Below are 26,095 nucleotides of genomic sequence, written 5' to 3'. Positions count from 1 at the left end.
GTACCTCTCATTCATTAAATTATTAACATTGCATCTCCAAAACTAAAGAATCTATATTTAAGTTTTACCGCTTCTTTATAAGCATTCAAAATATATTCACGACTACTAAAAGCAGAGACTAACATTACTAATGTTGATTTGGGTAAATGAAAATTAGTAATTAACCCATCAATTGCTTTATATTCAAACCCTGGATAAATAAATATATCTGTCCAACCACTTGTAGCAACAAATTGTTCATGATCACGACGAATTGTTTCTAACGTTCTAGTAGACGTCGTACCTACAGAAATAATTCTATGCCCATTTTCTTTAGTTTTATTCAGCATATCTGCCGTTTCTTTAGTCATTTGATAGTATTCACTATGCATTTCATGATCATTAATATCCTCCACACTTACTGGTCTAAAGGTACCTAGGCCAACGTGTAGTGTAATAAATGCAATATTGACACCTTTGTCTTTTATTTTCTGTAAAAGCTCATCTGTAAAATGTAACCCTGCAGTAGGCGCTGCAGCGGAACCATTTTCTTTAGCATACACAGTTTGATATCTATCCGGATCATCTAAACGTTCTTTAATATAAGGTGGTAAAGGCATTTCACCTAACTCATCTAAGCGTTCTTCTAAAATACCTTCATAATGTAGACGCATAATGCGCCCACCTTGTTCTAATTCTTTTATACATTCAGCAATGATTTTGCCGTTACCAAATGATAAAGTATTACCTACTTTAATACGTTTTGCTGGTTTTAATAATACTTCCCAGTCATTGTCCTCTATCCTAGTAAGCATTAACATTTCTACCTTTGCACCTGTTTCTTCTTTTAAACCGAATAAACGTGCTGGCATAACACGTGTATCATTTAATACTAATGTATCTCCAGGTTCAAAATAATCCATAATATCTGTAAAGTGTTTATGTGCAATATTTCCGGTCTTTCTACCTAGCACAAGTAATCTACTTTGATCTCTATTTTTTAAAGGTGTCTGAGCAATCAATGATTCAGGTAAATGATAATCAAACTCCTCAACGTTCATATTATTCCCTCATTCTTTAATTTTTTTGAAATGTTCATAGGCAAATGATGTCGCTTTTCTACCTCTTGGTGTTCGTTCTATAAATCCTTTTTGTATTAAAAAGGGTTCATAGACATCTTCGATTGTAATACGTTCTTCTCCAATTGACACTGCTATCGTATCCAGTCCCACAGGACCTCCATTATATTGATTAATAATACAATTCATCATTTTATGATCAATGTAATCTAAGCCTTCATCATCCACTTGTAATAAGTTTAGAGCTTGCTTTGTTGTTTCGATATAAATTTGTTCATCTTCATTTACTTGTTGAAAATCTCTTACTCTTTTTAGTAGTCGATTTGCAACACGAGGTGTTCCTCTTGAACGCTTAGCAAGCTCAACTGCACTTTCATCATCAATTTTTGTACCTAATACTTCAGCAGTTCGAATAATGATTTCTTTTAAATCTGATTCCGAATAGTACTCTAATCTTAAATGAACACCAAATCGATCTCTTAAAGGGCCTGTTAGACTTCCAGCACGTGTTGTCGCGCCTACTAGAGTAAAAGGTGGTAAATCAATACGTATACTACGTGCTTCATCACCTTTACCGATAATAATATCTAAGAAAAAATCTTCCATAGCAGAGTATAAAACTTCTTCTACTACACTACTTAAGCGATGGATTTCATCAATAAATAAAACATCTCCAGGCTGTAAACCTGATAAAATTGCCGCTAAATCTCCGGGTCGCTCTAATGATGGACCAGATACAGTTCTTATATTGACTTCCATTTCATTAGCAATAATATTTGAAAGTGTTGTTTTACCTAATCCTGGAGGACCAAAAAGTAATACATGATCTAATGGCTCATCCCTTAGTTTAGCCGCTTTTATAAAAACTTCTAAATTATTCTTTATTGATGATTGCCCAATATATTGTTTTAATTTAGTTGGTCTGAGTGAGAATTCAAAAGAAGATTCTTCATTGTGTAATGATTGATCTACCATTCTATCATCCATATTTATCCCCCCAGTTATCGTTCATAATATTAAGATATAAGCGTTTTTAAACCAATCTTAACTGCTTCATCAACAGAGTGGATGGATGTTTTATTAAGCACTTTCTCAACTTTAGAAAGCTCTCTCTTAGAGTATCCTAAAGCTGCAAGCGCTAATAACGCTTCCTTAATTATATTGTCATTTTCTTCAACTTGTCCCTCAACCTGTAATAAGGTCTCACTAGTCTCTTCTGTAATCTTAACTTTACCTTTTAAATCTAATACAATTTGTCGTGCAGTCTTTTTACCTATACCAGGAAATTTAGTTAGATAAGTATCATTTTCATTTTCAATTGCACGTTTAACTTCGTTAGGTGTACTTGTTGCTAGAATAGCTAAAGCTGATTTAGGGCCTATACCTGTAACTTTTATTAAGCTTAAGAACATCTCTTTTTCTTCTTCGCTAATAAAACCATATAATAATTGTGCGTCTTCTCTTACAATCAGTGAAGTAAAGACTTTACATTCTTGATTTAAATATTTTTGAAATCGATATGAATTTGGAGTTTGAATTTCATAACCGATACCATTAGACGTTTCTACAACAATATGTGTTGGAAACAATTGAGATAAATGTCCTTTTATATAAGCGTACATAGATACCTTCCTTACATACTCATACTAATTAATTCAACTTTATAAACATGTTGAATATTTCTCAAAGTGCCCATGACCTTTTCTATTGATAATGATTGATCTTTTGCACTCAAAGAGAGTGTAATCGTTGCTTTTTCTTCCATTGGAACACTTTGATGAATAGTTAAAACGGATAACGCTAATTTTGAAATAGTTTGTAATACTTGAGCAAGCATTCCTACTATATCATTAACATAGAGAATTAAGGTGAATTCACGGTGTTCAAAAATCTTTTCATCTACAGGAAAAATAGTATCTCTATATTTATAAAAAGCACTTCTTGATAGATTAAACTGCTTAACTGCTTCATAAATGGACAGTGTGGCATCATTTTTTAAAGCGTCTTTAATTTTAAGCGTTTTAACCACTGATTCTGGTAAAACGTCTTCACGTATTAAATAAAACTTTTTATAATCTTTGCTGTCCACTAAAAAGCCCTCCTATTCGACGAATTCAAATTCTCCCCCAAGTATTCTAACAATATCACCATTACTACATCCACGTTCTCTTAATGCATCATCAATACCCATAGAGCGCATTTGACGTGCAAAACGTCTTACTGCTGGATCACTATTAAAGTCTGTCATTTTAAACATGCGTTCGATTGCATTACCGCTTACTACATAGGCACCATCATCATCTCTTGTAATCGTAAATTTATCTTGAGATGGTGTATGTTTATATAATACGCGATTAACACCTGCATCTTCGTCTTCTTCTACACTAAAATCAATATCTTTTACTTCTTCTAATTTATCAGCAATTGTATATAGTAATTGATCAATATTATCTCTTGTAATTGTAGAAACTGGAACAATAGTTACATCTTCATCAATTTCTTTTTTAAATAATTCTAGGTTATCGTTTGATTCCGGTATATCCATTTTATTTGCCACTATAATTTGAGGTCTATCTTCTAATCTTTGTTTATAATTTATCAGTTCATTATTGATGATTTGATAATCTTCAAGTGGATTTCTTCCTTCAGAACCACTCATATCTATCATATGAACAATAACTTTTGTTCTTTCAACATGACGTAAAAATTGATGACCTAAACCGACTCCTTCTGAAGCTCCTTCAATTAAACCTGGTAAATCCGCCATCACAAAACTTCTATGATCAGGTGTTGAAACCACACCTAAATTTGGTTTAATTGTTGTAAAATGATAAGCTCCAATTTTAGGTTTTGCCTTAGATACAATAGATAACAATGTTGATTTCCCTACACTTGGGAATCCAACGAGTCCCACATCAGCAAGTAGCTTTAATTCTAAGGTAACATCTAGTTCTTCTCCAGGTTCTCCATTTTCACTAAAGTCTGGAGCTGGATTTCGAGGGGTTGCAAAACGTGAATTTCCACGACCTCCACGACCTCCACGAGCAATAACTGCACGTTGACCTTCTTCAACTAAATCTGCTAAAACTTCTTCAGTTTCTACACTTTTAATAATGGTACCAGGAGGCACTTTTAAAACTAAGTCTTCCGCATTTTTACCATGCATATTACTACTTTGACCATTTTCACCTTTTTTAGCCTTAAAATGACGTTGAAATCTAAAGTCTAAAAGTGTTCTTAAACCTTCATCAACTTCAAAAATGACTGAAGCACCTTTACCTCCATCGCCACCAGCAGGGCCACCAAATGGTACATATTTTTCCCTACGATAAGCAGTAATACCATTACCTCCATCGCCTGCTTTTAGAGATATTTTTACTTGATCGACAAACATATATCTCACCTCTTTTTATATATTTTATTAATTCATCGCTAATATTATATCATTAACTCTAAAACGTTAGATTCTATTATAATCATTTTTAAACAAAAATAAAACACCAGAAGTCTTCACTTCTGGTGTTAATTAGACAAAAATTATTCAGCTACTGCATATACAGAAACTTGTTTTTTGTCGCGACCTTTACGTTCGAAACGAACAACGCCGTCGATTTTAGCGAATAATGTATCATCGCCACCACGACCTACATTTTCACCAGCATAAATTTTAGTACCGCGTTGACGATATAAAATTGAGCCACCTGTTACGAATTGACCGTCTGCACGTTTAGCACCTAAACGTTTTGATTCTGAGTCACGACCGTTTTTTGTAGAACTTACCCCTTTTTTAGATGCGAAGAATTGTAAGTTTAATTTTAACATCGGGATACACCTCACTTATAATTTAATCTTATATTTTCATTATATTCATCTTCAATCGTTTGTAAAGACACAAGCATTGCTTGAAGAATTAATTGTGCTTGCTCATTGTTAGTGTCTACTGATCTAATGTGAAAATGACCACCGTCATCATCATAATCAATATCCGGATTTTCAGAAGTTAAACTTAAAATAGCATTCACACTTCCAAAAAGAACAGCTGAAGCCCCTGCACAAACAATATCATAGCCATAATCACCATGATTAGCATGGCCATCCATGATGACGTCTGTTACTTTACCTTCATCATTAATTGAAATATCAACAGTAATCATAATTAAGCGTTGATTTTATCAATTGTTAATTTAGTATAAGGCTGACGATGACCTTTTTTACGTTTTGAATCTTTACGACGTTTGTAAGTGAAAACAGTAATTTTTTTACCGCGACCTTGTTTGTTCACAGTAGCAGTTACTGTAGCTCCTTCAACAGTTGGAGCACCAACTTTAACTGAATCTCCACCTACAAATAATACTTTATCAAATGTGAATGAATCACCTTCATTAACATCTAATTTTTCAACGAAAATCTCTTGACCTTCTTCTACTTTAATTTGTTTACCGCCTGTTTCGATAATAGCAAACATACCTTGCACCTCCTATAATTATAAGTCACGCCATATACAGGTGATAAAATATAACATTTTAACGCTTAAACCTGTATTTGAGCGGTTGTATGTAGCTATAAAACTACTCAACTATTGCATCTTACCATTACTTATATTCAATGTCAATCTATTATATTGGCTTTTTAAAGAATTTAAAGAATATAGGCATCAAAATAATTAATAAAATAATATTTAATATAAGTGTTGGGATAATACGTAGTAATATAAAGTTTAGTAAATCAAATTCTACATAGCTAATAACAGAATATATAATTGCTACAAATATTTCAAGAATCATTACACCAATGATACTGAACCAATATACCATAATATAGTCTCGGTAAAAAATCTTCAAGAACTTATTAAATATTGTTATTAAGAATATATAACCAAACAAATATAAACCATATACACTGCCAAAGTAGATATCAGTTATCATACCTAAAAAAATGCTTAGTAATAATGTGACCATAAATGGTCTATAAATTGATAAAAGTAATAAATACATTAGAGTTAAATGAGGAACTAAGATAAATGTTAGGTTGCCTATATGAAAAGGAATAACCAAACCAATAAGTGTATCAAGATAAAAAACGATGATACCGATCATTATATAAACGAACGCTTTCATTATCGAGTCTCTCTTTCATTGAAATCCGTGTTATTACTTTTTTTCGCTATGTATACATGTTGAATATCTGATAAATTTGCTCCAGTTTTCACCCTCACTTCTTTTGCTAAACCATATTCATCATTTTCTACCTTCGTCACTTCTCCTATGTATAAATCACTTGGCAATTGATCGGCTAATCCACTTGTTACTACTTTGTCACCTTTTGAAATTTTATCCTTATTATTGATATTACTAATAATTAATTCCTGAGTTTTATTATCATAGTGATCAATTAATCCAAAAACATTTTTAGAGTGATGTTGAATATTGACTGATAGTTTTCCAGCTCTTGTATTCGTTGAAAGTAAATCAACTTGAGAAGAAAATTGATTCACTCTAGTTACTCTTCCAATTAAACCATCACTAGTAAACACTGCCATATTATTGCTTACACCAGCTTTTTTACCTTTATCAATAATCACAGTATTCATCCATTGATCTGGATTACGTGCTATGATGGCACCTGAAATTGCATCGTATTTTGAAGCATCAGTCATATCAAGTTCTTTTTTTAAGTTTTTATTTTCCGCTTCTAATGCTTCGTTTTTTGCTTTTAATTGATTAACTTCATTATGATTTGATTTGTTAGATTGAAAGAAGTTACCTATAGCTCCAGTCACAAAATTGACAGGGTAACTAATTACTCTCTGACCAAATGACACTGAGTCCCCCACATATTGCTCAGGAGGTGATTGAGTTTGTGAACGAATGGACAAACCAATCAATGCAATAAAAATAATTATTGCACAAAAAACAACAATTAACTTGTTATTTTTAAAAAAATTTAACACTCATAACACCTCTACTATTTATTTTAAATTATTATATTCTATTTTATATTACTCTAGGATTGAAATAAAGAATAATATTAAATATTATCTTCAAAGAAAAAAAGGAACAAGTTAGAATCTTCATTGAATTCTAGTACTTGCTCCTATCAAATGTCATCTTATTTAATTTTACGATTCTTTATTCGGCTTATCTTTTTTATCTTCTTCATAGAGCGTTTCGTCTTTTCTCCATTTAGAAAATAAATTTTGTGCTTTTGCTTGTTCATTTGCCTGTTTTTCTTTAGATTGTTCAGACATACATTACACCAACCTTCAAAAGATTATTGTATCTATTTTAGACATTAACGCATTTATTTATTTTTTTCAAATTATATTTTTTAATACTCATTCTGAGGTTTTAAAGTGATTGATTGTCCTAGGCGATTTAATTCCTGTTCCATTTCAATTTCCGTACTAAAGACTTTAATCGTATCACTTCCGAATTTATAGATGATAAATTCATTATCTCTTTGCCCTACAATGTAATTATCATTATATCCCATTCTAACTATACCTGAAACTTCCATAAATTCTTTTTTATCTATAAATTTAAACACATTTTTTGTTTGACTAGCAGGAATATTCTGAAGTAAATGATTTTCTTCTATAGTATAACTTTTTCCATTAGTAGGCACTGGTGTTGATGTTTGATTACTTGGCAAGAGCTCGAATTGGTTATTGGGAGGTTGATTCATAGGATTCCAGTCCTGTTCTCTTAAAAACGGGGCATATTTTAATGCAAAATAAACAATACTAAGGATTGCAATAACTGCTACTATATTTTTAAAAATACTAAAAACCATTCGCAATAAAATCCCTCCAATTTTAAATCTAAATTATTATAAATATAAAATAGATTTTATCCATCGGTCTAAAGAAGTAAATTAAGTAAATTCTTAAGACTGATTAACATTTTCTTAAAATATATTATAATAATTAATATCACTCGTAAAATAAATTTAGAGGAGTGTGAGAAATGAACATTCTTACAATTATTTTACTTATCTTGCTTGCAGTTATACTTTTTAAAGTAGGATTTGCACTTTTAAGATTTTTAATCTCTGCTGCTTTTATTATTCTCGGACTGTATTTAGCCTATCAAGGTGTTCTTTGGATTTTAGAAAATTTTAATGTGCTTTCAGCTTATATAAGATAATGAAAAAGCTAGTTACTTTTCAATGTAATTAATACAATCTACCCTTTATTAATTCGTTTATGATTGTATTGTATGAAAAGTTAACTAGCTTTATTTACGATTGCTTTGAGACAAGTATTCATAAATTTTATATATTGTTGCTAATAGTAACCCAAATATCGTTCCAGTTACTATATCACTAATGAGTAAAATATATAATTGAGTATGCGTATGGTTGACGAATACTCCAATAAAAGAAAAAATTGTAATACCAACAATCGATAATAACACGGTATTAAGCGTTTCTTTTAAACGAATTGTTTTTTGTTTAATATTCAATCTCATTATGTAAATAATAGGTATTAACACCCCTATGATTAAAATTAAAGTCATCATACACCTCTAAATATATAATTAAGGCTTATTATACTAAAATTTTAACAATGAGACTATAAATAATTTTTAATCTTTTATACGAAATACCCCTCCTCTACTAAACTAGTAAATTTTTGATCACCGATAATAATGTGGTCAAGTAATTCAATGCCAAGAATTTGTCCACATTCTTTAAGTCTAATGGTAGTAGCAATATCTTCTTTTGAAGGCGTCACATCTCCAGATGGATGATTATGAATCACAATTACTGCATTACATGAAGCTCTAATGGCAGCATTAAAGACTTCTCTTGGGTGTATCACTGAAGAGTTTAATGTTCCTATAAATATAGTTTCTTCTTTTATCACTATATTTTTAGTATTTAAAAATAAAGCAACTAAATGCTCTTGAGTTAAATCTTTCATTTTAGACATCATCATATCTGCGACATCTTTAGGAGATTTAATCTTTACTTTTTCAATTGAATTACGTTTATTTATTCTTTCTCCCAATTCGAAAGCGGCTTTTAGTGTCACTGCTTTATGCAATCCTATACCTTTTATTTTTAACAAATCATGTATTGAAAGTAATTTTAATTCTTTTAAATTATTTACTTTATTAATCATTTCATTTGCAATATCAATACTTGAAACCCCTTGTCGTCCAGTGTTAATTAAAATTGCTAATAATTCACTGTTAGACAAACTTTTTTCACCATATTGAATGAGTCTCTCTTTAGGAAGCTCACTTTTGGCCATATCTTTAATTTTCAAAAACATCACCTTTTCTTTATTAGTTACATAATATTGTTGGAAAAATTAATTAATAAAATATATGAGATTGAAATAAAAGGAATAAGTGGGATTTTACGTATCTTAAAACGAAACAAGATGATATAAAACATAAGACCAATTGCACAAGTTAATAATATTAGATGAAGTATAAATTCATAAGTATAAAATATAGAAAGTATACTAAGTAATAAAATATCACCGTACCCTATACTTTTAGAATTTAACAGAAAAAATGTATGTAATAGAAAGAAAATAAATATAAATGAAATCAAATGTAATGAAGAAATATAGATACCGACAAAGAAAAAAACGAGGATTAAGTTACTGTTGATTGTTAATGTTTGAATATCGGTTAGAGACATCGTTATCAACATTAAACAAGTTAATATAAAGAGAGAATAATTTATATGTATATCGATAAATATTAAATATGGGACAATAAGAAACGATAATATTTCACCTATAATATAGGAGCGTTTTAAAGGATTTGAACAGCATCTCGAGCGTCCTTTTAAGAATATGAAACTTAATAATGGTATAGTATCAAACCACTTTAATGATGTATGACAATAATCACATTGTGATCGTCGCTTGAAATATTGAAGATTCACTTTCTCTATACTTGAAAATTGATATAAAAAACTAAATATTACACTACACGTAAATGCTAATAATACTATTATACTGATCACCTCATATCATTCATTATAACTAAAATATGGTCTAAGTAAATGGAATAACGAGGATTAGATTAAATTCATTTCAATAAATAAATATATCTTCTTTAAAGCATTTTAAATTCAATAAAATGAATAAAACCTTTATTAAAAATAATCAGTCCACTCTTAATCTATCAATTATATAACTAATAAAAAAGCTATGAAGAAGTTTAATTTGTAACTTTCTTCATAGCTATATTTAGATATTTAACATACTATATATTATGAATTAAATTCAACTTTCGATTTTACTTCACTTATAAAATATAAACTGCCTGTAATCAATAAGCCCTCACCATCATAATGATTTATAAAATCTACATAATCATCAATATATTCGATGTTATCAGCATCTATACTCTCAAGTAATTCTTGTTTAGATAAGGCTTTATGAAAATCAAATTCAGTAAAATAAAATGTACCAGCTAAATTTTGTAATTTACTTAACATTTCGTTTACAGGTTTACCTTTAATGGCTGAAAATAAAACATCCATTTTCTCAAGATCATAATAATTTTTGATTGTTGAAACTAATGCTTCAACACTTTCATTATTATGTGCTCCGTCAATAATAATAAGAGGTTTTTCTTTAACTTGCTCAATACGTCCTGTCCAACAAACACTTTCAATAGCATCAATCATTTTATTAAAATCTAATTCAATAATATTTTCTTCGTTCAACTCTATTAAAGCTGTAATAGCTAATGAAGCATTTTCTTTTTGATGATCACCTATCATATCTAAGATGATTGTTTCTAACTCATAATCTTTATATCTATAAGTAAATTCATCATCTTCAGATACAATAATGATTTCTCTATCTAGTTCAATTGGCTTTGCATTCTGATTTTCCGCTAAATCTCTAATGTATTTTAAAGCTTCCTCATTTTTGACTGCATAGATGACGGGTACATTAGGTTTTATGATAGCACCTTTATCTTTTGCGATATCTAAATACGTACTTCCTAAAATATCAGTATGATCTAATCCTATACTTGTCAAAATTGAAAGAATAGGAGTAAACACATTAGTTGAATCATTTTTAATTCCTAGTCCCGCTTCTACAATAACAAAATCTACAGGATGTATCTCTCCAAAATATAAAAACATCATTGTTGTTATAATTTCAAATTCTGTTGCAGAACCGAGTTCGGTTTCTTGTTCTAACGCTTCACTTACTGGTTTAACTCGTTTTACTAATTCAACTATTTCGTCATTTGAGATCGGATAACCATTTAAACTAATTCGTTCATTAAACGTTTCAATAAAAGGAGAAGTAAATGTTCCAACTTCATATCCATTCTCAACTAATGCAGCTCTTAAATAAGCTACTGTAGAACCTTTACCATTTGTTCCACCCACATGAATACCGCGAATATTTAATTGAGGATTATTTAAGTGGTTAAGCATCCATTCCATTCTTTTAACACCAGGTTTAATACCAAACTTAGTGCGCTCATGTATCCAATATAAGCTATCTAGGTAATTCATTGACAATTCTCCTATGCTTTTAATTGTTCAATTCTGTTTTTAACACCATTATATTTTTCTTGATATTTTTGTTGTTTTTCGCGCTCTTCATTTATAATTTTTTCAGGTGCTTTATTAACAAAATTCTCATTTGATAATTTTTTATCAACACGGTCTAATTCTTTTTGAAGTTTGTCTAACTCTTTCTCTAAACGTTCAATTTCTTTATCCATATCAATAAGTCCTTCTAACGGTAAAATGACTTTACCAGCAACTACTACCGCTGTCATCGCTTTTTCAGGAATATCTACATTTGTATCGATGGTTAATTCACTTGGATTACAAAATCTATGAATATAATCCGCATTTTTTTCTAAGATTGTTTTAATTTCTTCATTTTTAGCTTGAATGAGAATAGGGATTGATTTAGAAAGTGGTGTGTTTACTTCTACGCGTGATTGTCTCACAGATTTAATAATTTCAACTAATTGTTCCATTGTCTGTTTACTTTCATCAAACACAAACTCTTCTTTAACTGTCGGCCATGCTGCTTTTACAATTGTTTCTCCTTCATGCGGTAAACTTTGCCAAATTTTTTCAGTTACAAATGGCATAAATGGATGTAGCATTCTCATTATTTGATCAAGTGTATAACTTAGAACAGAACGTGTTGTTTGTTTTTGAGCTTCATCTTCACCATTCATTGGTATTTTACTCATTTCAATATACCAATCACAGAATTCATCCCAAATAAAGTTATATAAAGCACGTCCAACTTCACCAAATTCATATTTTTCACTCAGATTAGTAACGGTCTCTATTGTTTCATTTAGTCGTGTTAAAATCCATTTATCCGCTAAAGATAAATTACCAGATAAATCAATGTCTTCCACTTTAAAGTCTTCTCCAATATTCATCAAGCTAAAGCGAGCACCATTCCAAATTTTATTAATAAAGTTCCATACAGATTCAACTTTTTCGGTAGAATAACGTAAGTCATTACCTGGAGAAGAACCAGTTGCTAAGAAGTAGCGTAAACTATCTGCTCCGTATTTTTCGATGACATCCATTGGATCTACACCATTACCAAGTGATTTACTCATTTTACGACCATCTTCAGCTCTTACTAAACCATGAAGAAGTACATCATTAAATGGTCGTTTACCAGTAAATTCTAATCCTTGGAAAATCATTCTTGCTACCCAGAAGAAGATAATATCATAACCGGTTACAAGAACATTCGTTGGATAGTAACGTTGATAATCTTTTGCTTCTTCATTAGGCCAACCTAAAGTTGAGAATGGCCATAACGCACTTGAGAACCATGTATCTAACACATCTTCATCTTGAGTCCAATTTTCGATATCAGCAGGTGCTTCTTCTCCAACATATACTTCACCTGTTTCATTATGATACCAAGCTGGAATTTGGTGACCCCACCATAATTGTCTAGAAATAGTCCAATCTCTAATTTCTTCCATCCAACGATTAAATGTATTTTCAAAACGTGGTGGATAAAAATCAATTCGATTATCTGTTTTTTGATTATCTAGTGCTTGTTGCGCAAGTGGTTTCATTTTTACAAACCATTGTGTAGATAAATAAGGTTCTACTACTGCACCAGAACGTTCTGAATGACCTACAGAATGCATATGTTCTTCAATTTTAATCACTAAATCTTGAGCTTTTAAATCTTCTACTAATTTTTTACGACATTCGAAACGGTCTAAACCAGCATACTGAGATGCATTGTCATTCATTTTTCCATTTTCATCCATTACGATAATGTTTTCTAAATGATGTCTCTGACCAATTTCAAAGTCATTAGGATCATGTGCAGGTGTAACTTTCATAGCTCCACTACCAAATTCAATATCAACATACTCATCTGCTAAAATTGGTAATTCTCTACCTATAATTGGTAAAATCACTTTTTTTCCTATAACATCTTTATAACGTTCATCATTTGGATTAACGACTATAGCAGTATCCCCTAGCATTGTTTCAGGACGAGTTGTGGCAATTTCAATATATCCATTACCATCAGCATAAGGATATTTAAAATGATAAAAATGACCTTGCACATCTTCATGAATCACTTCTATATCTGACAATGCTGTACGTGCGACTGGATCCCAATTTATAATTCGCTCTCCACGATAAATAATTCCTTTATTATATAAATCAACAAATACTTTTCTAACCGCTTTACTTAAGCCGTCATCAAGAGTAAAACGTTCTCTACTATAATCAAGACCTAAGCCTAATTTAGCCCATTGTTTACGAATAAAAGATGCATATTCTTCTTTCCAAGACCAAGCATGTTCTAAAAATTTTTCACGTCCTATATCATGACGAGAAATACCTTGTTCTTTTAATTTAGCATCTACTTTAGCTTGTGTTGCAATACCCGCATGATCCATACCAGGTAAATAAAGCGTATCGTATCCTTGCATACGTTTCATTCGAGTAATAATATCTTGTAATGTTGTATCCCAAGCATGTCCTAAATGTAATTTACCAGTCACATTCGGCGGCGGAATAACAATTGTATATGCTTCTCTAGATTCATCTTCTAGAGGTTTAAAGTATTCATTTTTTACCCATTCTTCATAACGCCCCGCTTCAACTTCACGAGGATTATACTTTGATTCCATTTTCATTGAAATAACCTCCTAAAATAAAAAAGCATCCTTCCTAATATATAGGACGGATGCTCCGTGGTACCACCTAAATTCAAGACGATACCTCCATATCTTCTTGCACTTATTTATGATTAACGCTCATACACGCTTCTATCTACTATTATATGTGTATTCAATAAAAGAACTTGTGGGCTACCTTCAGTTTGATCATTATACATATTTACACCGTCCATATGCTCTCTTTGATAAGTATCAAACGTACTCTTCCCAAAAAATATATTTAATTACTAATTAATAGTATAATAGAAAACAATGATAAGTCAATCTTTTGGAGGAATATTTATGAACGCATGTGCCTTTGGAACTACAGACCCTATTTATTTAGATTATCATAATAAAGTATGGGGACAACCAGATTTTAATAGTCTTTCACTTTTCAAATTACTTGCACTTGAATCTCAACATGCTGGTTTATCTTGGTTAACTATATTAAAAAAGAAAGAGGCTTATGAAAAAGCATTTTATCAATTTGATCCTACAAAAATTTCTAAAATGACAGAGAAAGATATTAATGCTTTAATGACCTTTCCAAATATCGTACATAATAGAAAGAAATTAGAAGCCATAGTATCTCAAGCTAAGGGTTATTTACAAATTGAAAAAGAATATGGTAGCTTCAGTAAGTTTTTATGGTCATATGTTGATGGACATCCTATTGACTTGCACTATAAAACTCCCTCAGAACGTATTACAGTTGATGAAAGAGCAAAACAACTTTCAAAAGATTTAAAAGCTTATGGTTTTAAATTTTTAGGACCTGTGACTGTATTCTCGTTTATGGAAGCGGCTGGTCTATATGATGCTCACTTAGAAGGATGTCCTTCAAAACCTAATCATTAAATATTAAAAGGAGTAGAACAGATTATTTTGAATTCGTAGTTCTACTCCTTATGATTGATTATCACTTTTTTTCGTTTTAAAAAGTAATTAATTATTGGTGCTACTAAAAATAATATAAAAAATATCCTAAAGATATGAAAACTTGATATCTTAGCAACATCTGCACCAGTAGCTATGGCAACTAGCACAATTTGACTCATTCCTCCAGGAGCTCCACCTAAAAATAATTCGTTTAATGAATTATGAGTAAACAAATGAACAATAAAGACCATCAAAAATGACCCTAAAATTAAACTTATATTTTGATACATAATTGCTATAGCAATGCGACCTTTTAAATCACCTAATAAATGTGCAATTTGTAAACCAATTCTAATCATATAAATCACTTGTGCAAAAGCAAGAATATAATTATCTAAAGTAAAAGTCAGATGAGTTGATAAATTCCAAACAATTAAAACGACAATTGGAGCGAGTAATTGTTTTGTTGGAAAATTTATTTTTGACATTAAGAAATAAACAAAAGCTATAGCAATCATAATTAAAGCAATTTGGGGCACATTTAAAGCTCTTGTTAATGGTGTAGCTTTATGAATCATCTCTTCACTTGATGATGAATTGCTAAATAAAAAAGAAATAAGTGGTACAAGTACGACTACAAAAATAACCCTAGAAGTTTGGGTTAAACTTACTACTAAGATATTCGCTTTTTTATCTTCTTCAGCCATAATTAACATTTGACTTAAAGCGCCAGGTATTACACTCAAGATAGCAGTTTCAGTATTAACTCTTGCAATTTTTTTGAAAAAATAAGCAATCAATAATGATAACGTGATGAGTAAAACAGTCACCGTCACAATGGTTAACCACTCATTTTTGATATCGTTAATGACTTGTGACGTAAACGTAGATCCTATTTGTACTCCAAGTAATATTAAGCCAATCTGACTAATCCAAAAAGGCCATTTAATATTTAGTTTTAGTACTTTAACCACAATAATTGAGGCTATAATGGGCCCAAACATAAAGGGTAAAAGCATATGAGATAATTTTAATATTAAACTCATGATTATCGCTATTATTAATAATATAATATTATTTAGCCAAATTCGCCTCAAAAATCATCACTTCTTTCTAGATTAAAAGCATTTAAATTAAAAAAAGTGGAACGATGATATTATCTCATCTTTGTTCCACTTTTATTATATTAACTTTTAAATATTAAACAATTCTACTTAATGCATTATCAAAAGCATGAATCGTTTTTTCAATATCTTCTTTGGTATGTGCGGTAGATAAGAATGTTCCTTCAAATTGAGAAGGTGGTAAAAATATACCTTCTTTAGCCATTTCTCTATACATATTACTAAATAGCTCTAAATCACTTTGATTCGCTTCTTCAAAGTTGGTTACAGGTCCTTTATTTAAGAAATAACCAATCATAGAACCAGATCTATTTACTGTAATAGGAACATTGTGTTTAGCAAATACTTCTTTAAGTCCTTTTTCTAATATATCGCCTAATTTTTGGAAATGCTCATATGATTCAGGCGTTAATTGACTTAGTGTTTCATAACCACTTGTCATTGCTAAAGGATTACCAGATAGAGTTCCCGCTTGATAAATATTACCTACTGGAGCAATTTTATCCATAATTTCTTTTTTGCCTCCAAAAGCACCTACAGGTAAGCCACCGCCAATCACTTTTCCTAGGCATGTGATATCTGGTGTCACACCAAAATAACCTTGAGCACAGTTATACCCTACACGGAAACCTGTCATGACTTCATCAAAGATAAGTAAAGAACCATATTCTTTAGTGACTTCCCTTAATCCTTCTAAGAAACCTTTTTTAGGGGGTACAACACCCATATTTCCTGCAACTGGTTCTACTATCACACCAGCAATATCATCTCCATAATTTTCAAATGCTACTTTAATCGCATCTAAATCATTATAAGGTACTGTAATTGTGTTTTTAGCTGTGCCTTCAGGTACTCCTGGTGAATCTGGAAGACCTAAAGTTGCTACACCTGAACCTGCTTTGATAAGCAATGAATCGCTATGTCCGTGATAGCATCCTTCAAACTTAACAATTTTATTTCTACCAGTGTAACCTCTAGCCAGTCTTAATGCCGCTAAAGTAGCTTCAGTACCTGAAGAAACCATTCTTACTTTTTCAATTGAAGGCACTCTTTCAATAACAAGTTCAGCTAATTTATTTTCTTCTAGTGTTGAAGCACCAAAACTAGTGCCTTTATCTACAGCATCATGTAATTTACTAATGACTTGTTTATTTTTATGACCTAAAATTAATGGTCCCCAACTTAATACATAATCAATGTATTCATTGCCATCTATATCATAAATCTTCGAACCTTCACCATGATCCATAAAAATTGCTGGTGTATCTACTGATTTAAATGCTCTTACAGGGCTATTGACACCACCAGGCATAAGTGTTTCAGCAATGCGCATTGCTTCTTGTGATTTTTCATAAGTCATTAACTTGTTCCTCCTTAACCATTATTTATCTAAGTAACGACAAATATCTTTCGCGAAATAAGTAATAATCATATCTGCGCCCGCACGTTTCATTGATACCATTTGTTCCATAACCACACGTTCTTCATCTATCCAACCATTTTGAGATGCTGCTTTAGTCATAGCATATTCACCACTAACATTATAAGCAATAACAGGAATATTAGTGTTATTTTTTACATCTCTAACAATATCTAAATAACTTAAAGCTGGTTTGACAATCATCATGTCTGCGCCTTCTTTTAAGTCACTTTCTAATTCTCTTAGTGCTTCTAAACGATTAGCTGGATCCATTTGATACGTTTTTCTATCTCCAAATGAAGGAGCTGAATCTGCAGCATCTCTAAATGGTCCAAAGAAACTAGAAGCATATTTAATGCCATAGCTCATAATTGGAATATTATAATAACCAGCTTCATCTAAACCTTGTCGAATTTCGGTAACAAAACCATCCATCATATTACTTGGAGCAATAATGTCAGCGCCAGCTTCGACTTGAGAAATTGCTGTTTTAACTAATAATGGTAAAGATTTGTCATTATCAACATCATGCGTATGATCATCAATGATACCGCAATGACCATGATCCGTATATTCACATAAACAAGTATCAGCAACGATTAATAAATCTTTATGAAGTTTTTTTGCTCTACGTGTTGCCTCTTGAACAATGCCATTATGATCGTATGCACCAGAACCCACATCATCTTTTTCATTAGGTACGCCAAAGAACATAATCGCTCTAATACCTAAATCATATGCTTCATTAATTTCATCATCTAATAGATTTAAACTTATTTGATATACACCAGGTAAAGATTTAATTTCGCTTCTAACATTATCTTTTTCTACTACAAAAATTGGATAAATTAAATCTTCTTTTCTAACATGATTTTCTCTTACTAAACTTCTCATTGTAGCTGAAGAGCGTAATCTTCTATGTCTATCGAATTTCATTATTTATTCCTACTTTCTAAAAATGTGTTTATTAATGCTTCAGAAGTTTGTTTATCTGCAATATAAGGTTCATAACCATAGGCTCTAATGCTATTTGCAGTTTGTTGACCTATAGCATAGTAATTTTTAAAATGCTTAGGAAATGCCTCACTAAAATAATAACGCACTGCAGATGAACTTGAAAATGTTAATGCTTCAACTTGATTATGTTGAATTAGATTGATAACTTCAATAATATTCTCTCTATCCGCTATAGGTGTATACAAGTCAATTTTCACAACATTATTATGTTCAGCGAGAGTTTGTTGTAATTTTGGTCTTGCCTGTGCACTGCTCGGAATTAAAATAGAAGATTTTTCTAGATTTAATCCTTCTAATAAACCTTCTTGAGAATAATCGTTAGGTATAAAATCTATATTTATACCTAATTGTTTACATAACTGCGCAGTTTTAGCGCCTACTACTGCAATATGTTTTACATTCACGTACTCTAAATATTTATAAAATAAATGTACGGCATTTTTTGAAGAAAAAATAAGCCAGTCATAATTATCATGCAAGAGTTGAGTATCAAATTCAAGTGATTGAATTTTAATAAATGGCTTATGAATGACTTCTACCATATCACTCTGGACTTTACTCGTTTGCGTCATAACTATCACTGGTTTCATCTAACTGTAACACCTCTACTAAGATTTAGTATTAATGTGATGCTTCTTCGTTTAATTTTCTTATAATTTCATACGCACCTTGTTCTTTAAGTATCTCACTTACTCTGTTCCCTAATTTTACAGGGTCAGTTCCTACTTCAGTATGTTCATAACGTTCCTTACCATCTGGTGTCATGATTAAGCCTGTAAACTCAATTTCATTGTTATTGTTATAATTCGCATATCCACCAATTGGAACTTGACAACTTCCATCCATTGCAGCTAAAAATGTTCGTTCGGCCGTTACACAATTTGCAACTTCATTATTGTGAACTTTTTGAAGTAACTCGAGAAGTTCAATATCGTTACTACGGCACTCAATGCCAAGAGCACCTTGACCGATTGCAGGTAGTAATGTGTCTTTATCTAAATAAGTTGTTACTACGTCATCAGACCAACCCATACGTTTGAGTCCTGCTGCTGCTAAAATAATCGCATCATAATCTTCTGTTTCTAATTTATTTAAACGTGTATCAATATTACCACGAATCCATTTAATTTTTAGATGAGGATATTTAGATAATATTTGTGCACCTCTTCTTAATGAACTTGTACCAACTATACTATTCTTAGGAAGTTCTTCTAATGGTACGTGATTTTTAGCAATATAGGCATCAAATGGTATTTCTCTATCAGGAATACAACCTAATGTTAAACCTTCTGGAATAATACTAGGAACATCTTTTAATGAGTGTATTGCCATATCGATATCGTTGTTAAATAGTTCATTTTGAATCTCTTTAACAAATAGGCCTTTTCCTCCAACTTTAGATAGTTGTTGATTCACAATTCGATCTCCCTTTGTGACAATCTCTTTAATTTCGATTTCTAAAGATGGATCAATGGCTTTTAATTTATCAATGAATTGTTTACTTTGTGTTAAAGCAAGTTTACTTCTACGTGAACCCACAACTAATTTACGCATAAACAAGGCCTCCTACATAAGTTTTCTTTTAATTAAAATGAGTAGTGAAGAATAAATTCACCATACATAGGCAAAATATCATAATATTAAAATAAATTAAATTAATTGAGATGATTTTCTTTTTTAAATACATAACGACATATACTGTATAAAGAAGCGTAATAATGACAGACAACATAACCTTCGGATCTTTAAATATTGCTATACCAACCGCATAGATTCCCCATTGAGCAATTAAAATTACACTCAATATTAATATTACTAAACCGCCCAAAGTTGAAAAAAATATAATTTTTTCAAGAGTTGCTACACTGCCAATTCTAAAATATTTCTGATTAAAGTTTTTTTCTTTAAGGTTTTTATATTGAATGATATATAGCAATGCATTTACAAATGCAAGTGCAAAAAAAGCATAACTCAATACTGCAAGCCCTACATGTACAAGTAATAATTCATTTATAACTTGTACTTTTTGTATACTGTTTGTATAGTGTTCAGGTCTAAATGTATTCATCGTTAATAAGATAAATCCAATTACATTCAAAAAAAACACAGAAAAACTTAGAACTTTAATAATATTTAAAACTAGAGAAATAGAAATAATCATCCATGACAAGAAGAAAAAAACATCAAATATGGAATTAAACAATACATCACTATGCGAAGTAATATACATAGACAAAGAGATTGTTTGTAAAAACCAAACAATCCCTAAGGCATAAATTCCAAGTACTCTAATCTTATGACTCTTCCGAACAAAGTCTATAAAATAACAAAGAATGCTAATTAAATATACAATTAATATAATTTCATGAAATCTAATAAATAGCGTTTCTTGCATATTATCACCATTTTAATATGCTTATTCAAAACTAAAGATATGTCGTACTGAAAGTTCCTTTTCTTTTTTTCGTTCTTTCACTGCTTTATAAGGATCTTCGGCTTCAATATCAAATATATTTTGAAATAGCTCTAATTTTTCATTACTTTTTTTATCGTTACTCAATTCCTTAGCCTGTTTAATTGGATCTTTCAACATTTGATTAATAATACTTTTAGTATGTTTAGAAATGACTGTTCGTTCTCGTTCAGATAGATTCGGTAATTTTCTATCGATACTATCCATTGTTTCAGCTTGAATAGTCATTGCTTTTTCACGTAAAGCTCTTATTACAGGAACTACACCCAACATATTTACCCAATCATTATGTGCTTTAATTTCAGCAGGAATTTCATTAGAAATAGCTTCCGCCGCCATTTGTCGTTCTTTTAAATTAGCATCAACTAAACCTTTTAAATCATCTACATCATAATTAAATACGTCATCACTTAAATTATGACATGGTTCAATATCTCGTGGTACTGCAATGTCTAATAATAATAATTTAGATTTTCTATATGATAGTGCCTGATTAATCATACTTTTAGTAATAATATAATCTGGTGAACTAGTAGAACTAATAACAATATCAGTTGAAGTTAATAAACTAGGTAAAGATTCTAGCTTATCATAACTAACTTGATGTTTTTCAGCTAAAATTCTAGCTTTACTTTCTGTTCGATTTACAATTGTAATATGATTAATGCCTGAGCCGAGTAAATTTAATAACGACAATTCACTCATTTCACCTGCACCAATAATAACAGCATGTTTATTTTTTAATTTACCTAATACTTTTTTTGATAATTCCACAGCAGCATATGAAACACTTACAGCATTATCTGCGATATCTGTTTCATTATGTGCTTTTTTAGCAAAAGTAATTGCTTGTTTAAATAGATGATTAAAGATAGTTCCAGTTGTTTTTAAATCTTGCGCTAAGAAAAATGCATCACGCATTTGGCCTAAAATTTGTGTTTCTCCTAACACAATTGAATCTAAACCTGAAGTTACACGCAATAGATGTTCTATTGCTTCGTCCCCCACTTTAACTTCAGACATTGCTTTAATATCATCTACTTCAAATCCAAATGAACGAGCTAAAAATCGCTGAATATAATATCGTCCTGTATGAATTTGATCCACTACAGCATATACTTCTGTACGATTACATGTCGATAATATTACATTTTCTAAAATTGCTTTAGTTTCGAATAAATCTTCATTGGCTAATCGTAAGGCATCATCTCTAAAAGCAACTTGCTCTCTTAAAGCTACATCAGCAGTACGATGATTTATGCTAATAGCAATAAAATGCATTTATAACGCCCTCCATATACTAACAATATCGTTAGTATAACACATTTTAGAATGAATTTAAGTTTGATGCTCAAATAAATTAGAAACATTCTAATGTGAAGTCAAAATTTCGTCACTTAATTACAAGATATTTCTTTTAATTTATATAATTAGCAATAATATCCCAAATGTATTGCTGTTTAGAATTTTGAATAGAAGAGTAACTTATAATTGTATCGTTTGGATCTAAATCTAATTTTTGTTTTATATTTTTTATATGTTTTTGAACTTTACCTTTCGCAATTTTATCTTCCTTAGTACAAATGACTAGTGTTGGCAGATCGAAATGTTTTAAATAATTATACATTAATACATCATCTTCGGTAGGATTATGTCGTAAATCTACAAGTTGAATGACTAAACCTAGATTTTCTCGTTTAGTTAAATACTCTTCTATCATTTTCCCAAATTTTTCACGCTGTGATTTACTTACTTTTGCATATCCATATCCAGGAACATCAACAAAAATAAGTTGTTCATCAATATTATAGAAGTTTAGAGTTTGCGTTTTTCCAGGCTGTTGTGAAGTACGAGCCATATTTTTTCTACCAATCATACTATTAATAAAAGAGGACTTACCCACATTAGAACGTCCACTTAAAGCGATTTCAGTTAAATTGGTTTCAGGATATTGTTCTTCTTTCACTGCACTAATCATTAATTCTATATTATTTGGGTTAATATTCATATTCAAACACCTCTTCATTATTATAGCTGCTTTATTATAATATAAATGTTTAAAAATCTAAAATTTTAAAAAAATGATATGTATAAAAATAAGGAAGCAGTTTCGAACTCAAATGAATTCTATCACCACTTCCTTATTATATGGTTGATAATTAAGCTGAAGTTTTAGTACCGTTCAATAAATTACCTTCTGAATCATACATTTCAGGCTCGATTTCCTCATTAATTGTTTGAGCAGTTACTACAACTTTAGCAACATCACTTGTTGAAGGTACATCATACATAATATCAATTAAAGATTCTTCTATAATTGATCGTAATCCACGTGCTCCAGTTTTTCGTTCAATTGCTTTTTCACTGACTGCTGCCAAAGCTTCTTCAGTAAATTCTAATTCAACGTTATCAAGAGCTAACATTTTTGTATATTGCTTAACTAACGCGTTTTTAGGTTGCGTTAAAATATTTTTAAGCGCTTCAACATCTAATGTTTCTAAATTAGCAACTATTGGTACACGTCCAATAAATTCTGGAATTAAACCATATGCTTGTAAATCTTCAGGACGAATTTGTGCTAATAAAGCTTCTTCATCATACTTATCTGCTTCATTGCTAGCAAAACCGATAACTTTTTCACCTAAACGGCGTTTAATGACTTCATCAATACCATCAAACGCACCACCTAATATAAATAGAATATTAGTTGTGTCAATTTGAATCAATTCTTGGTTAGGATGTTTACGGCCACCTTGAGGTGGTACACTTGCTGTTGTACCTTCTAAGATTTTAAGTAATGCTTGTTGTACACCTTCACCAGAAACATCACGCGTAATTGATGTATTTTCAGATTTTCTAGCAATTTTATCAATTTCGTCTACATAAATAATTCCTTTTTCTGCTTTATCAATGTCAAAATCAGCAGCTTGAATCAAACGTAATAAAATATTTTCAACATCATCACCAACATAACCTGCTTCAGTTAAACTTGTTGCATCTGCAATAGCAAATGGTACATTCAATGTTTTAGCAAGTGTTTGTGCAAGTAAAGTTTTACCACTACCCGTTGGTCCAATTAAGGCGATATTACTTTTTTGTAACTCAACATCATCTTCATTTGGACCCAATTGTTGAATACGTTTGTAATGATTGTAAACTGCCACTGCTAAAGATTTTTTAGCTTTTTCTTGGCCAATAACATATTCATTTAAATGGTCCATAATTTCTTTAGGCGTCGGTAATTCAGTAAATTCTTCTGAAGTAGCTTGAGCTAATTCTTCTTCAACAATTTCAGAACATAGTTCGATACATTCATTACAAATGTATACACCACTACCTGCTACTAATTTTTTAACTTGATCTTGGTCCTTACCACAGAAAGAACATTTTAAATTTTCTTCATCTTCATTAAATTTAAACATTCATTTACACCTCTATCCTTAAACGACTATACTAGATAGCATTCTACAATGCAAATTGATAGTTAACAACTAAAATGCTTAAAACATATAGTAGCAGATACATATAATGATGCACCTGCTACTTATTTTTAAACTTTATATCAATTTAAAAGTTTATTATTTGTCTTCTTTTTTATCTTCTTTAGCTGAATCAACATATTTAGCATTGTCTCTTAATAAGTCAATTACTTTTTGAATACGTACATCATTTTTAATGATATCAGTATTACCAAGAGTTTGTTTAATATCTTCTACTGAGATATTAAATTGACTGCTCATTTTTTCTAATTCTTTATCAATATCTTCATCTGTGACTTCGATATTTTCTTCATCTGCAATTGCTGATAATGTTAAGTTTGTTTTAACACGTTGCTCTGCATCATCTTTCATTTGTTCTCTTAATTGAGATTCATCTTGACCAGAAATTTGGAAGTAAGTTTGTAAGTCTAAACCTTGTTGTTGGATTCTTTGACCAAATTCTTGAACCATACGATCTAATTCAGTGTCAATCATAGCTTGTGGAATATCAATTGTTGTATTTTCAGTTGCTTTATTAATTGCTTCTTCTTTTTCCACATTTTCAGCATCTTGTGCTTTTTGTTCTGATAAACGTTTGCGTAAGTTTTCTTTATACTCATCTACTGAATTAGCATCTGAATCTAATTCATTTGCAATTTCATCAGTTAATTCGGGTACTTCTTTGTATTTAATTTCATTTACTTTAGTTTTGAATGTAGCTTCTTTACCAGCTAATTCTTCAGCGTGATATTCTTCTGGGAATGTTACAACAACATCTTTTTCTTCTCCAGTTTTAACGCCTACTAATTGATCTTCAAATCCTGGAATAAATGAACCTGAACCGATTTCTAAATCATAACCATCAGCTTGGCCACCTTCAAATTGTTCGCCATCTACATAACCATCAAAGTCAATATTTACAGTGTCTCCTTCTTCAACTGCACCATCTTCTTTAACAACCATATCAGCTAAATGACCTAAACTATGATCAATTTCATCTTGTAAATCTTGATCAGTTAATTCAGAATCTTGTTTTTCAATTTCAAGACCTTTATAATCTCCTAATTTAACTTCAGGTTCAACAGTCACTGTTGCTTCAAATTCGAAATCTTTACCTTTTTCAATTTGAGTTACATTAATTTCAGGTTGAGCTACTGGATTGATTTTAGTTTCTTCAATGGCTTCACCATAAGCTTCAGGTAAAAGAATATCTACTGCATCTTGATATAATGCTTCAACGCCAAAACGTTGTTCGAAAATTGGACGAGGCACTTTACCTTTACGGAAACCAGGCACGTTAATTTGTTTAACCACTTTTTTAAATGCTTGATCTAATGCTTTATTTACTTTTTCTGCTGGAACAGTAACTTTTAATAAACCTTCGTTACCTTCTTTTTTTTCCCAAGTTGCTGTCATGTATAAATACCTCCATGCTTACATTTTTAATTTTTTCAACTTCCCTATTATATCATAGGT

General features: G+C 30.8%; 29 protein-coding genes and 2 other annotated features. Of the genes, 2 read left to right on the top strand and 27 right to left on the bottom strand.

What is annotated here, in order from left to right; translation table 11 throughout:
* Nucleotides 1-14: 14 nt before the first annotated feature.
* The 12 genes from queA to HMPREF2561_RS04285 form a co-directional block, all read right to left on the bottom strand.
* Nucleotides 15-1,040, bottom strand: coding sequence for a tRNA preQ1(34) S-adenosylmethionine ribosyltransferase-isomerase QueA (queA, locus tag HMPREF2561_RS04335; RefSeq protein ID WP_070468397.1), 1,026 nt, complete (start codon nucleotides 1,038-1,040; stop codon nucleotides 15-17).
* Between the two features lie 9 nt (nucleotides 1,041-1,049).
* Nucleotides 1,050-2,045, bottom strand: coding sequence for a Holliday junction branch migration DNA helicase RuvB (gene ruvB, locus HMPREF2561_RS04330; RefSeq protein WP_070468395.1), 996 nt, complete (start codon nucleotides 2,043-2,045; stop codon nucleotides 1,050-1,052).
* Between the two features lie 29 nt (nucleotides 2,046-2,074).
* Nucleotides 2,075-2,680 (bottom strand): Holliday junction branch migration protein RuvA, encoded by a 606-nt coding sequence (gene ruvA / locus HMPREF2561_RS04325; protein ID WP_017176159.1) that lies wholly within the window; start codon nucleotides 2,678-2,680, stop codon nucleotides 2,075-2,077.
* A gap of 11 nt (nucleotides 2,681-2,691) precedes the next feature.
* A complete protein-coding gene (locus tag HMPREF2561_RS04320; protein WP_017176158.1) occupies nucleotides 2,692-3,147 on the bottom strand; it encodes an ACT domain-containing protein in 456 nt (151 codons plus the stop codon).
* 12 nt (nucleotides 3,148-3,159) lie between these two features.
* The gene (gene obgE, locus HMPREF2561_RS04315; protein WP_019835431.1) at nucleotides 3,160-4,452 is read right to left on the bottom strand and encodes a GTPase ObgE; all 1,293 of its coding nucleotides are present in this window, start codon (nucleotides 4,450-4,452) and stop codon (nucleotides 3,160-3,162) included.
* Between the two features lie 143 nt (nucleotides 4,453-4,595).
* The gene (gene rpmA / locus HMPREF2561_RS04310) at nucleotides 4,596-4,880 is read right to left on the bottom strand and encodes a 50S ribosomal protein L27 (RefSeq protein WP_002449010.1); all 285 of its coding nucleotides are present in this window, start codon (nucleotides 4,878-4,880) and stop codon (nucleotides 4,596-4,598) included.
* Nucleotides 4,881-4,891: 11 nt separating this feature from the next.
* Complete coding sequence (locus HMPREF2561_RS04305; RefSeq protein WP_017176156.1) at nucleotides 4,892-5,212, bottom strand: ribosomal-processing cysteine protease Prp; 321 nt, start codon at nucleotides 5,210-5,212, stop codon at nucleotides 4,892-4,894.
* A 2-nt stretch (nucleotides 5,213-5,214) separates the two neighbouring features.
* On the bottom strand, nucleotides 5,215-5,523 hold the full coding sequence (gene rplU / locus HMPREF2561_RS04300) for a 50S ribosomal protein L21 (RefSeq protein ID WP_002448968.1): 309 nt from the start codon (nucleotides 5,521-5,523) through the stop codon (nucleotides 5,215-5,217).
* Between the two features lie 13 nt (nucleotides 5,524-5,536).
* Nucleotides 5,537-5,620 (bottom strand) — a sequence feature (ribosomal protein L21 leader region).
* A gap of 54 nt (nucleotides 5,621-5,674) precedes the next feature.
* Complete coding sequence (mreD, locus tag HMPREF2561_RS04295; RefSeq protein ID WP_017176155.1) at nucleotides 5,675-6,175, bottom strand: rod shape-determining protein MreD; 501 nt, start codon at nucleotides 6,173-6,175, stop codon at nucleotides 5,675-5,677.
* Nucleotides 6,175-7,008 carry a rod shape-determining protein MreC gene (gene mreC, locus HMPREF2561_RS04290; protein ID WP_017176154.1) on the bottom strand — a complete coding sequence of 278 codons (834 nt, stop codon included), beginning with the start codon at nucleotides 7,006-7,008 and terminating at the stop codon, nucleotides 6,175-6,177. The genes mreD and mreC overlap by 1 nt, the downstream gene beginning before the upstream one ends.
* Nucleotides 7,009-7,176: 168 nt before the next feature.
* The gene (locus HMPREF2561_RS10990) at nucleotides 7,177-7,305 is read right to left on the bottom strand and encodes a hypothetical protein (protein WP_017176153.1); all 129 of its coding nucleotides are present in this window, start codon (nucleotides 7,303-7,305) and stop codon (nucleotides 7,177-7,179) included.
* An 80-nt stretch (nucleotides 7,306-7,385) separates the two neighbouring features.
* On the bottom strand, nucleotides 7,386-7,856 hold the full coding sequence (locus HMPREF2561_RS04285) for a DUF4930 family protein (protein WP_017176152.1): 471 nt from the start codon (nucleotides 7,854-7,856) through the stop codon (nucleotides 7,386-7,388).
* 167 nt (nucleotides 7,857-8,023) lie between these two features.
* Between HMPREF2561_RS04285 and HMPREF2561_RS04280 the strand changes: the two genes are divergently transcribed.
* Nucleotides 8,024-8,203: a hypothetical protein gene (locus HMPREF2561_RS04280; protein ID WP_002455241.1), complete on the top strand. Its 180-nt coding sequence runs from the start codon at nucleotides 8,024-8,026 to the stop codon at nucleotides 8,201-8,203.
* A 90-nt stretch (nucleotides 8,204-8,293) separates the two neighbouring features.
* On the opposite strand, the gene HMPREF2561_RS04275 is transcribed toward HMPREF2561_RS04280, so the two are convergent.
* The 5 genes from HMPREF2561_RS04275 to HMPREF2561_RS04260 all read right to left on the bottom strand — a co-directional run bounded on the left by HMPREF2561_RS04275 (nucleotide 8,294) and on the right by HMPREF2561_RS04260 (nucleotide 14,203).
* On the bottom strand, nucleotides 8,294-8,575 hold the full coding sequence (locus HMPREF2561_RS04275) for a hypothetical protein (RefSeq protein ID WP_017176151.1): 282 nt from the start codon (nucleotides 8,573-8,575) through the stop codon (nucleotides 8,294-8,296).
* 77 nt (nucleotides 8,576-8,652) lie between these two features.
* A complete protein-coding gene (gene radC / locus HMPREF2561_RS04270; RefSeq protein WP_017176150.1) occupies nucleotides 8,653-9,330 on the bottom strand; it encodes a RadC family protein in 678 nt (225 codons plus the stop codon).
* 23 nt (nucleotides 9,331-9,353) lie between these two features.
* On the bottom strand, nucleotides 9,354-10,043 hold the full coding sequence (locus HMPREF2561_RS10575) for a prepilin peptidase (protein ID WP_002487997.1): 690 nt from the start codon (nucleotides 10,041-10,043) through the stop codon (nucleotides 9,354-9,356).
* A gap of 249 nt (nucleotides 10,044-10,292) precedes the next feature.
* A complete protein-coding gene (locus HMPREF2561_RS04265) occupies nucleotides 10,293-11,561 on the bottom strand; it encodes a bifunctional folylpolyglutamate synthase/dihydrofolate synthase (protein WP_017176149.1) in 1,269 nt (422 codons plus the stop codon).
* Nucleotides 11,562-11,572: 11 nt separating this feature from the next.
* The gene (locus HMPREF2561_RS04260) at nucleotides 11,573-14,203 is read right to left on the bottom strand and encodes a valine--tRNA ligase (RefSeq protein WP_002449015.1); all 2,631 of its coding nucleotides are present in this window, start codon (nucleotides 14,201-14,203) and stop codon (nucleotides 11,573-11,575) included.
* Between the two features lie 39 nt (nucleotides 14,204-14,242).
* Nucleotides 14,243-14,469, bottom strand: a binding site (T-box leader).
* 58 nt (nucleotides 14,470-14,527) lie between these two features.
* Between HMPREF2561_RS04260 and HMPREF2561_RS04255 the strand changes: the two genes are divergently transcribed.
* Entirely contained in the window at nucleotides 14,528-15,085 is a 558-nt protein-coding gene (locus tag HMPREF2561_RS04255; RefSeq protein WP_049419705.1) for a DNA-3-methyladenine glycosylase I, read from the top strand.
* A gap of 41 nt (nucleotides 15,086-15,126) precedes the next feature.
* On the opposite strand, the gene HMPREF2561_RS04250 is transcribed toward HMPREF2561_RS04255, so the two are convergent.
* The 10 genes from HMPREF2561_RS04250 to tig form a co-directional block, all read right to left on the bottom strand.
* Nucleotides 15,127-16,203, bottom strand: a complete 1,077-nt coding sequence (locus HMPREF2561_RS04250; protein WP_049419704.1) for an AbrB family transcriptional regulator — start codon at nucleotides 16,201-16,203, stop codon at nucleotides 15,127-15,129.
* 103 nt (nucleotides 16,204-16,306) lie between these two features.
* Nucleotides 16,307-17,590: a glutamate-1-semialdehyde 2,1-aminomutase gene (gene hemL, locus HMPREF2561_RS04245; RefSeq protein ID WP_049419703.1), complete on the bottom strand. Its 1,284-nt coding sequence runs from the start codon at nucleotides 17,588-17,590 to the stop codon at nucleotides 16,307-16,309.
* A gap of 21 nt (nucleotides 17,591-17,611) precedes the next feature.
* Nucleotides 17,612-18,586, bottom strand: a complete 975-nt coding sequence (gene hemB / locus HMPREF2561_RS04240) for a porphobilinogen synthase (RefSeq protein ID WP_002448944.1) — start codon at nucleotides 18,584-18,586, stop codon at nucleotides 17,612-17,614.
* Nucleotides 18,586-19,257, bottom strand: a complete 672-nt coding sequence (locus tag HMPREF2561_RS04235) for a uroporphyrinogen-III synthase (RefSeq protein ID WP_002448958.1) — start codon at nucleotides 19,255-19,257, stop codon at nucleotides 18,586-18,588. Before HMPREF2561_RS04235 ends, hemB begins: the two co-directional genes overlap by 1 nt.
* Before the next feature lie 31 nt (nucleotides 19,258-19,288).
* Nucleotides 19,289-20,221 (bottom strand): hydroxymethylbilane synthase, encoded by a 933-nt coding sequence (gene hemC, locus HMPREF2561_RS04230; RefSeq protein WP_017176145.1) that lies wholly within the window; start codon nucleotides 20,219-20,221, stop codon nucleotides 19,289-19,291.
* Nucleotides 20,222-20,249: 28 nt separating this feature from the next.
* A complete protein-coding gene (ccsA, locus tag HMPREF2561_RS04225; RefSeq protein WP_049419702.1) occupies nucleotides 20,250-21,062 on the bottom strand; it encodes a cytochrome c biogenesis protein CcsA in 813 nt (270 codons plus the stop codon).
* Nucleotides 21,063-21,083: 21 nt separating this feature from the next.
* On the bottom strand, nucleotides 21,084-22,421 hold the full coding sequence (hemA, locus tag HMPREF2561_RS04220; protein WP_049419701.1) for a glutamyl-tRNA reductase: 1,338 nt from the start codon (nucleotides 22,419-22,421) through the stop codon (nucleotides 21,084-21,086).
* 136 nt (nucleotides 22,422-22,557) lie between these two features.
* A complete protein-coding gene (gene yihA / locus HMPREF2561_RS04215) occupies nucleotides 22,558-23,148 on the bottom strand; it encodes a ribosome biogenesis GTP-binding protein YihA/YsxC (protein ID WP_002448982.1) in 591 nt (196 codons plus the stop codon).
* A gap of 151 nt (nucleotides 23,149-23,299) precedes the next feature.
* Entirely contained in the window at nucleotides 23,300-24,562 is a 1,263-nt protein-coding gene (gene clpX / locus HMPREF2561_RS04210) for an ATP-dependent Clp protease ATP-binding subunit ClpX (RefSeq protein WP_002448985.1), read from the bottom strand.
* A gap of 156 nt (nucleotides 24,563-24,718) precedes the next feature.
* Nucleotides 24,719-26,035 carry a trigger factor gene (tig, locus tag HMPREF2561_RS04205; protein WP_049419700.1) on the bottom strand — a complete coding sequence of 439 codons (1,317 nt, stop codon included), beginning with the start codon at nucleotides 26,033-26,035 and terminating at the stop codon, nucleotides 24,719-24,721.
* Between the last annotated feature and the right edge of the window lie 60 nt (nucleotides 26,036-26,095).

The organism is Staphylococcus sp. HMSC069E10, from assembly GCF_001809205.1.
Classification (GTDB): Bacteria; Bacillota; Bacilli; order Staphylococcales; family Staphylococcaceae; genus Staphylococcus; species Staphylococcus hominis.
Note: the sequence above shows the minus strand (reverse complement) of the source record. Positions and strands in the feature narration are given on the sequence as shown.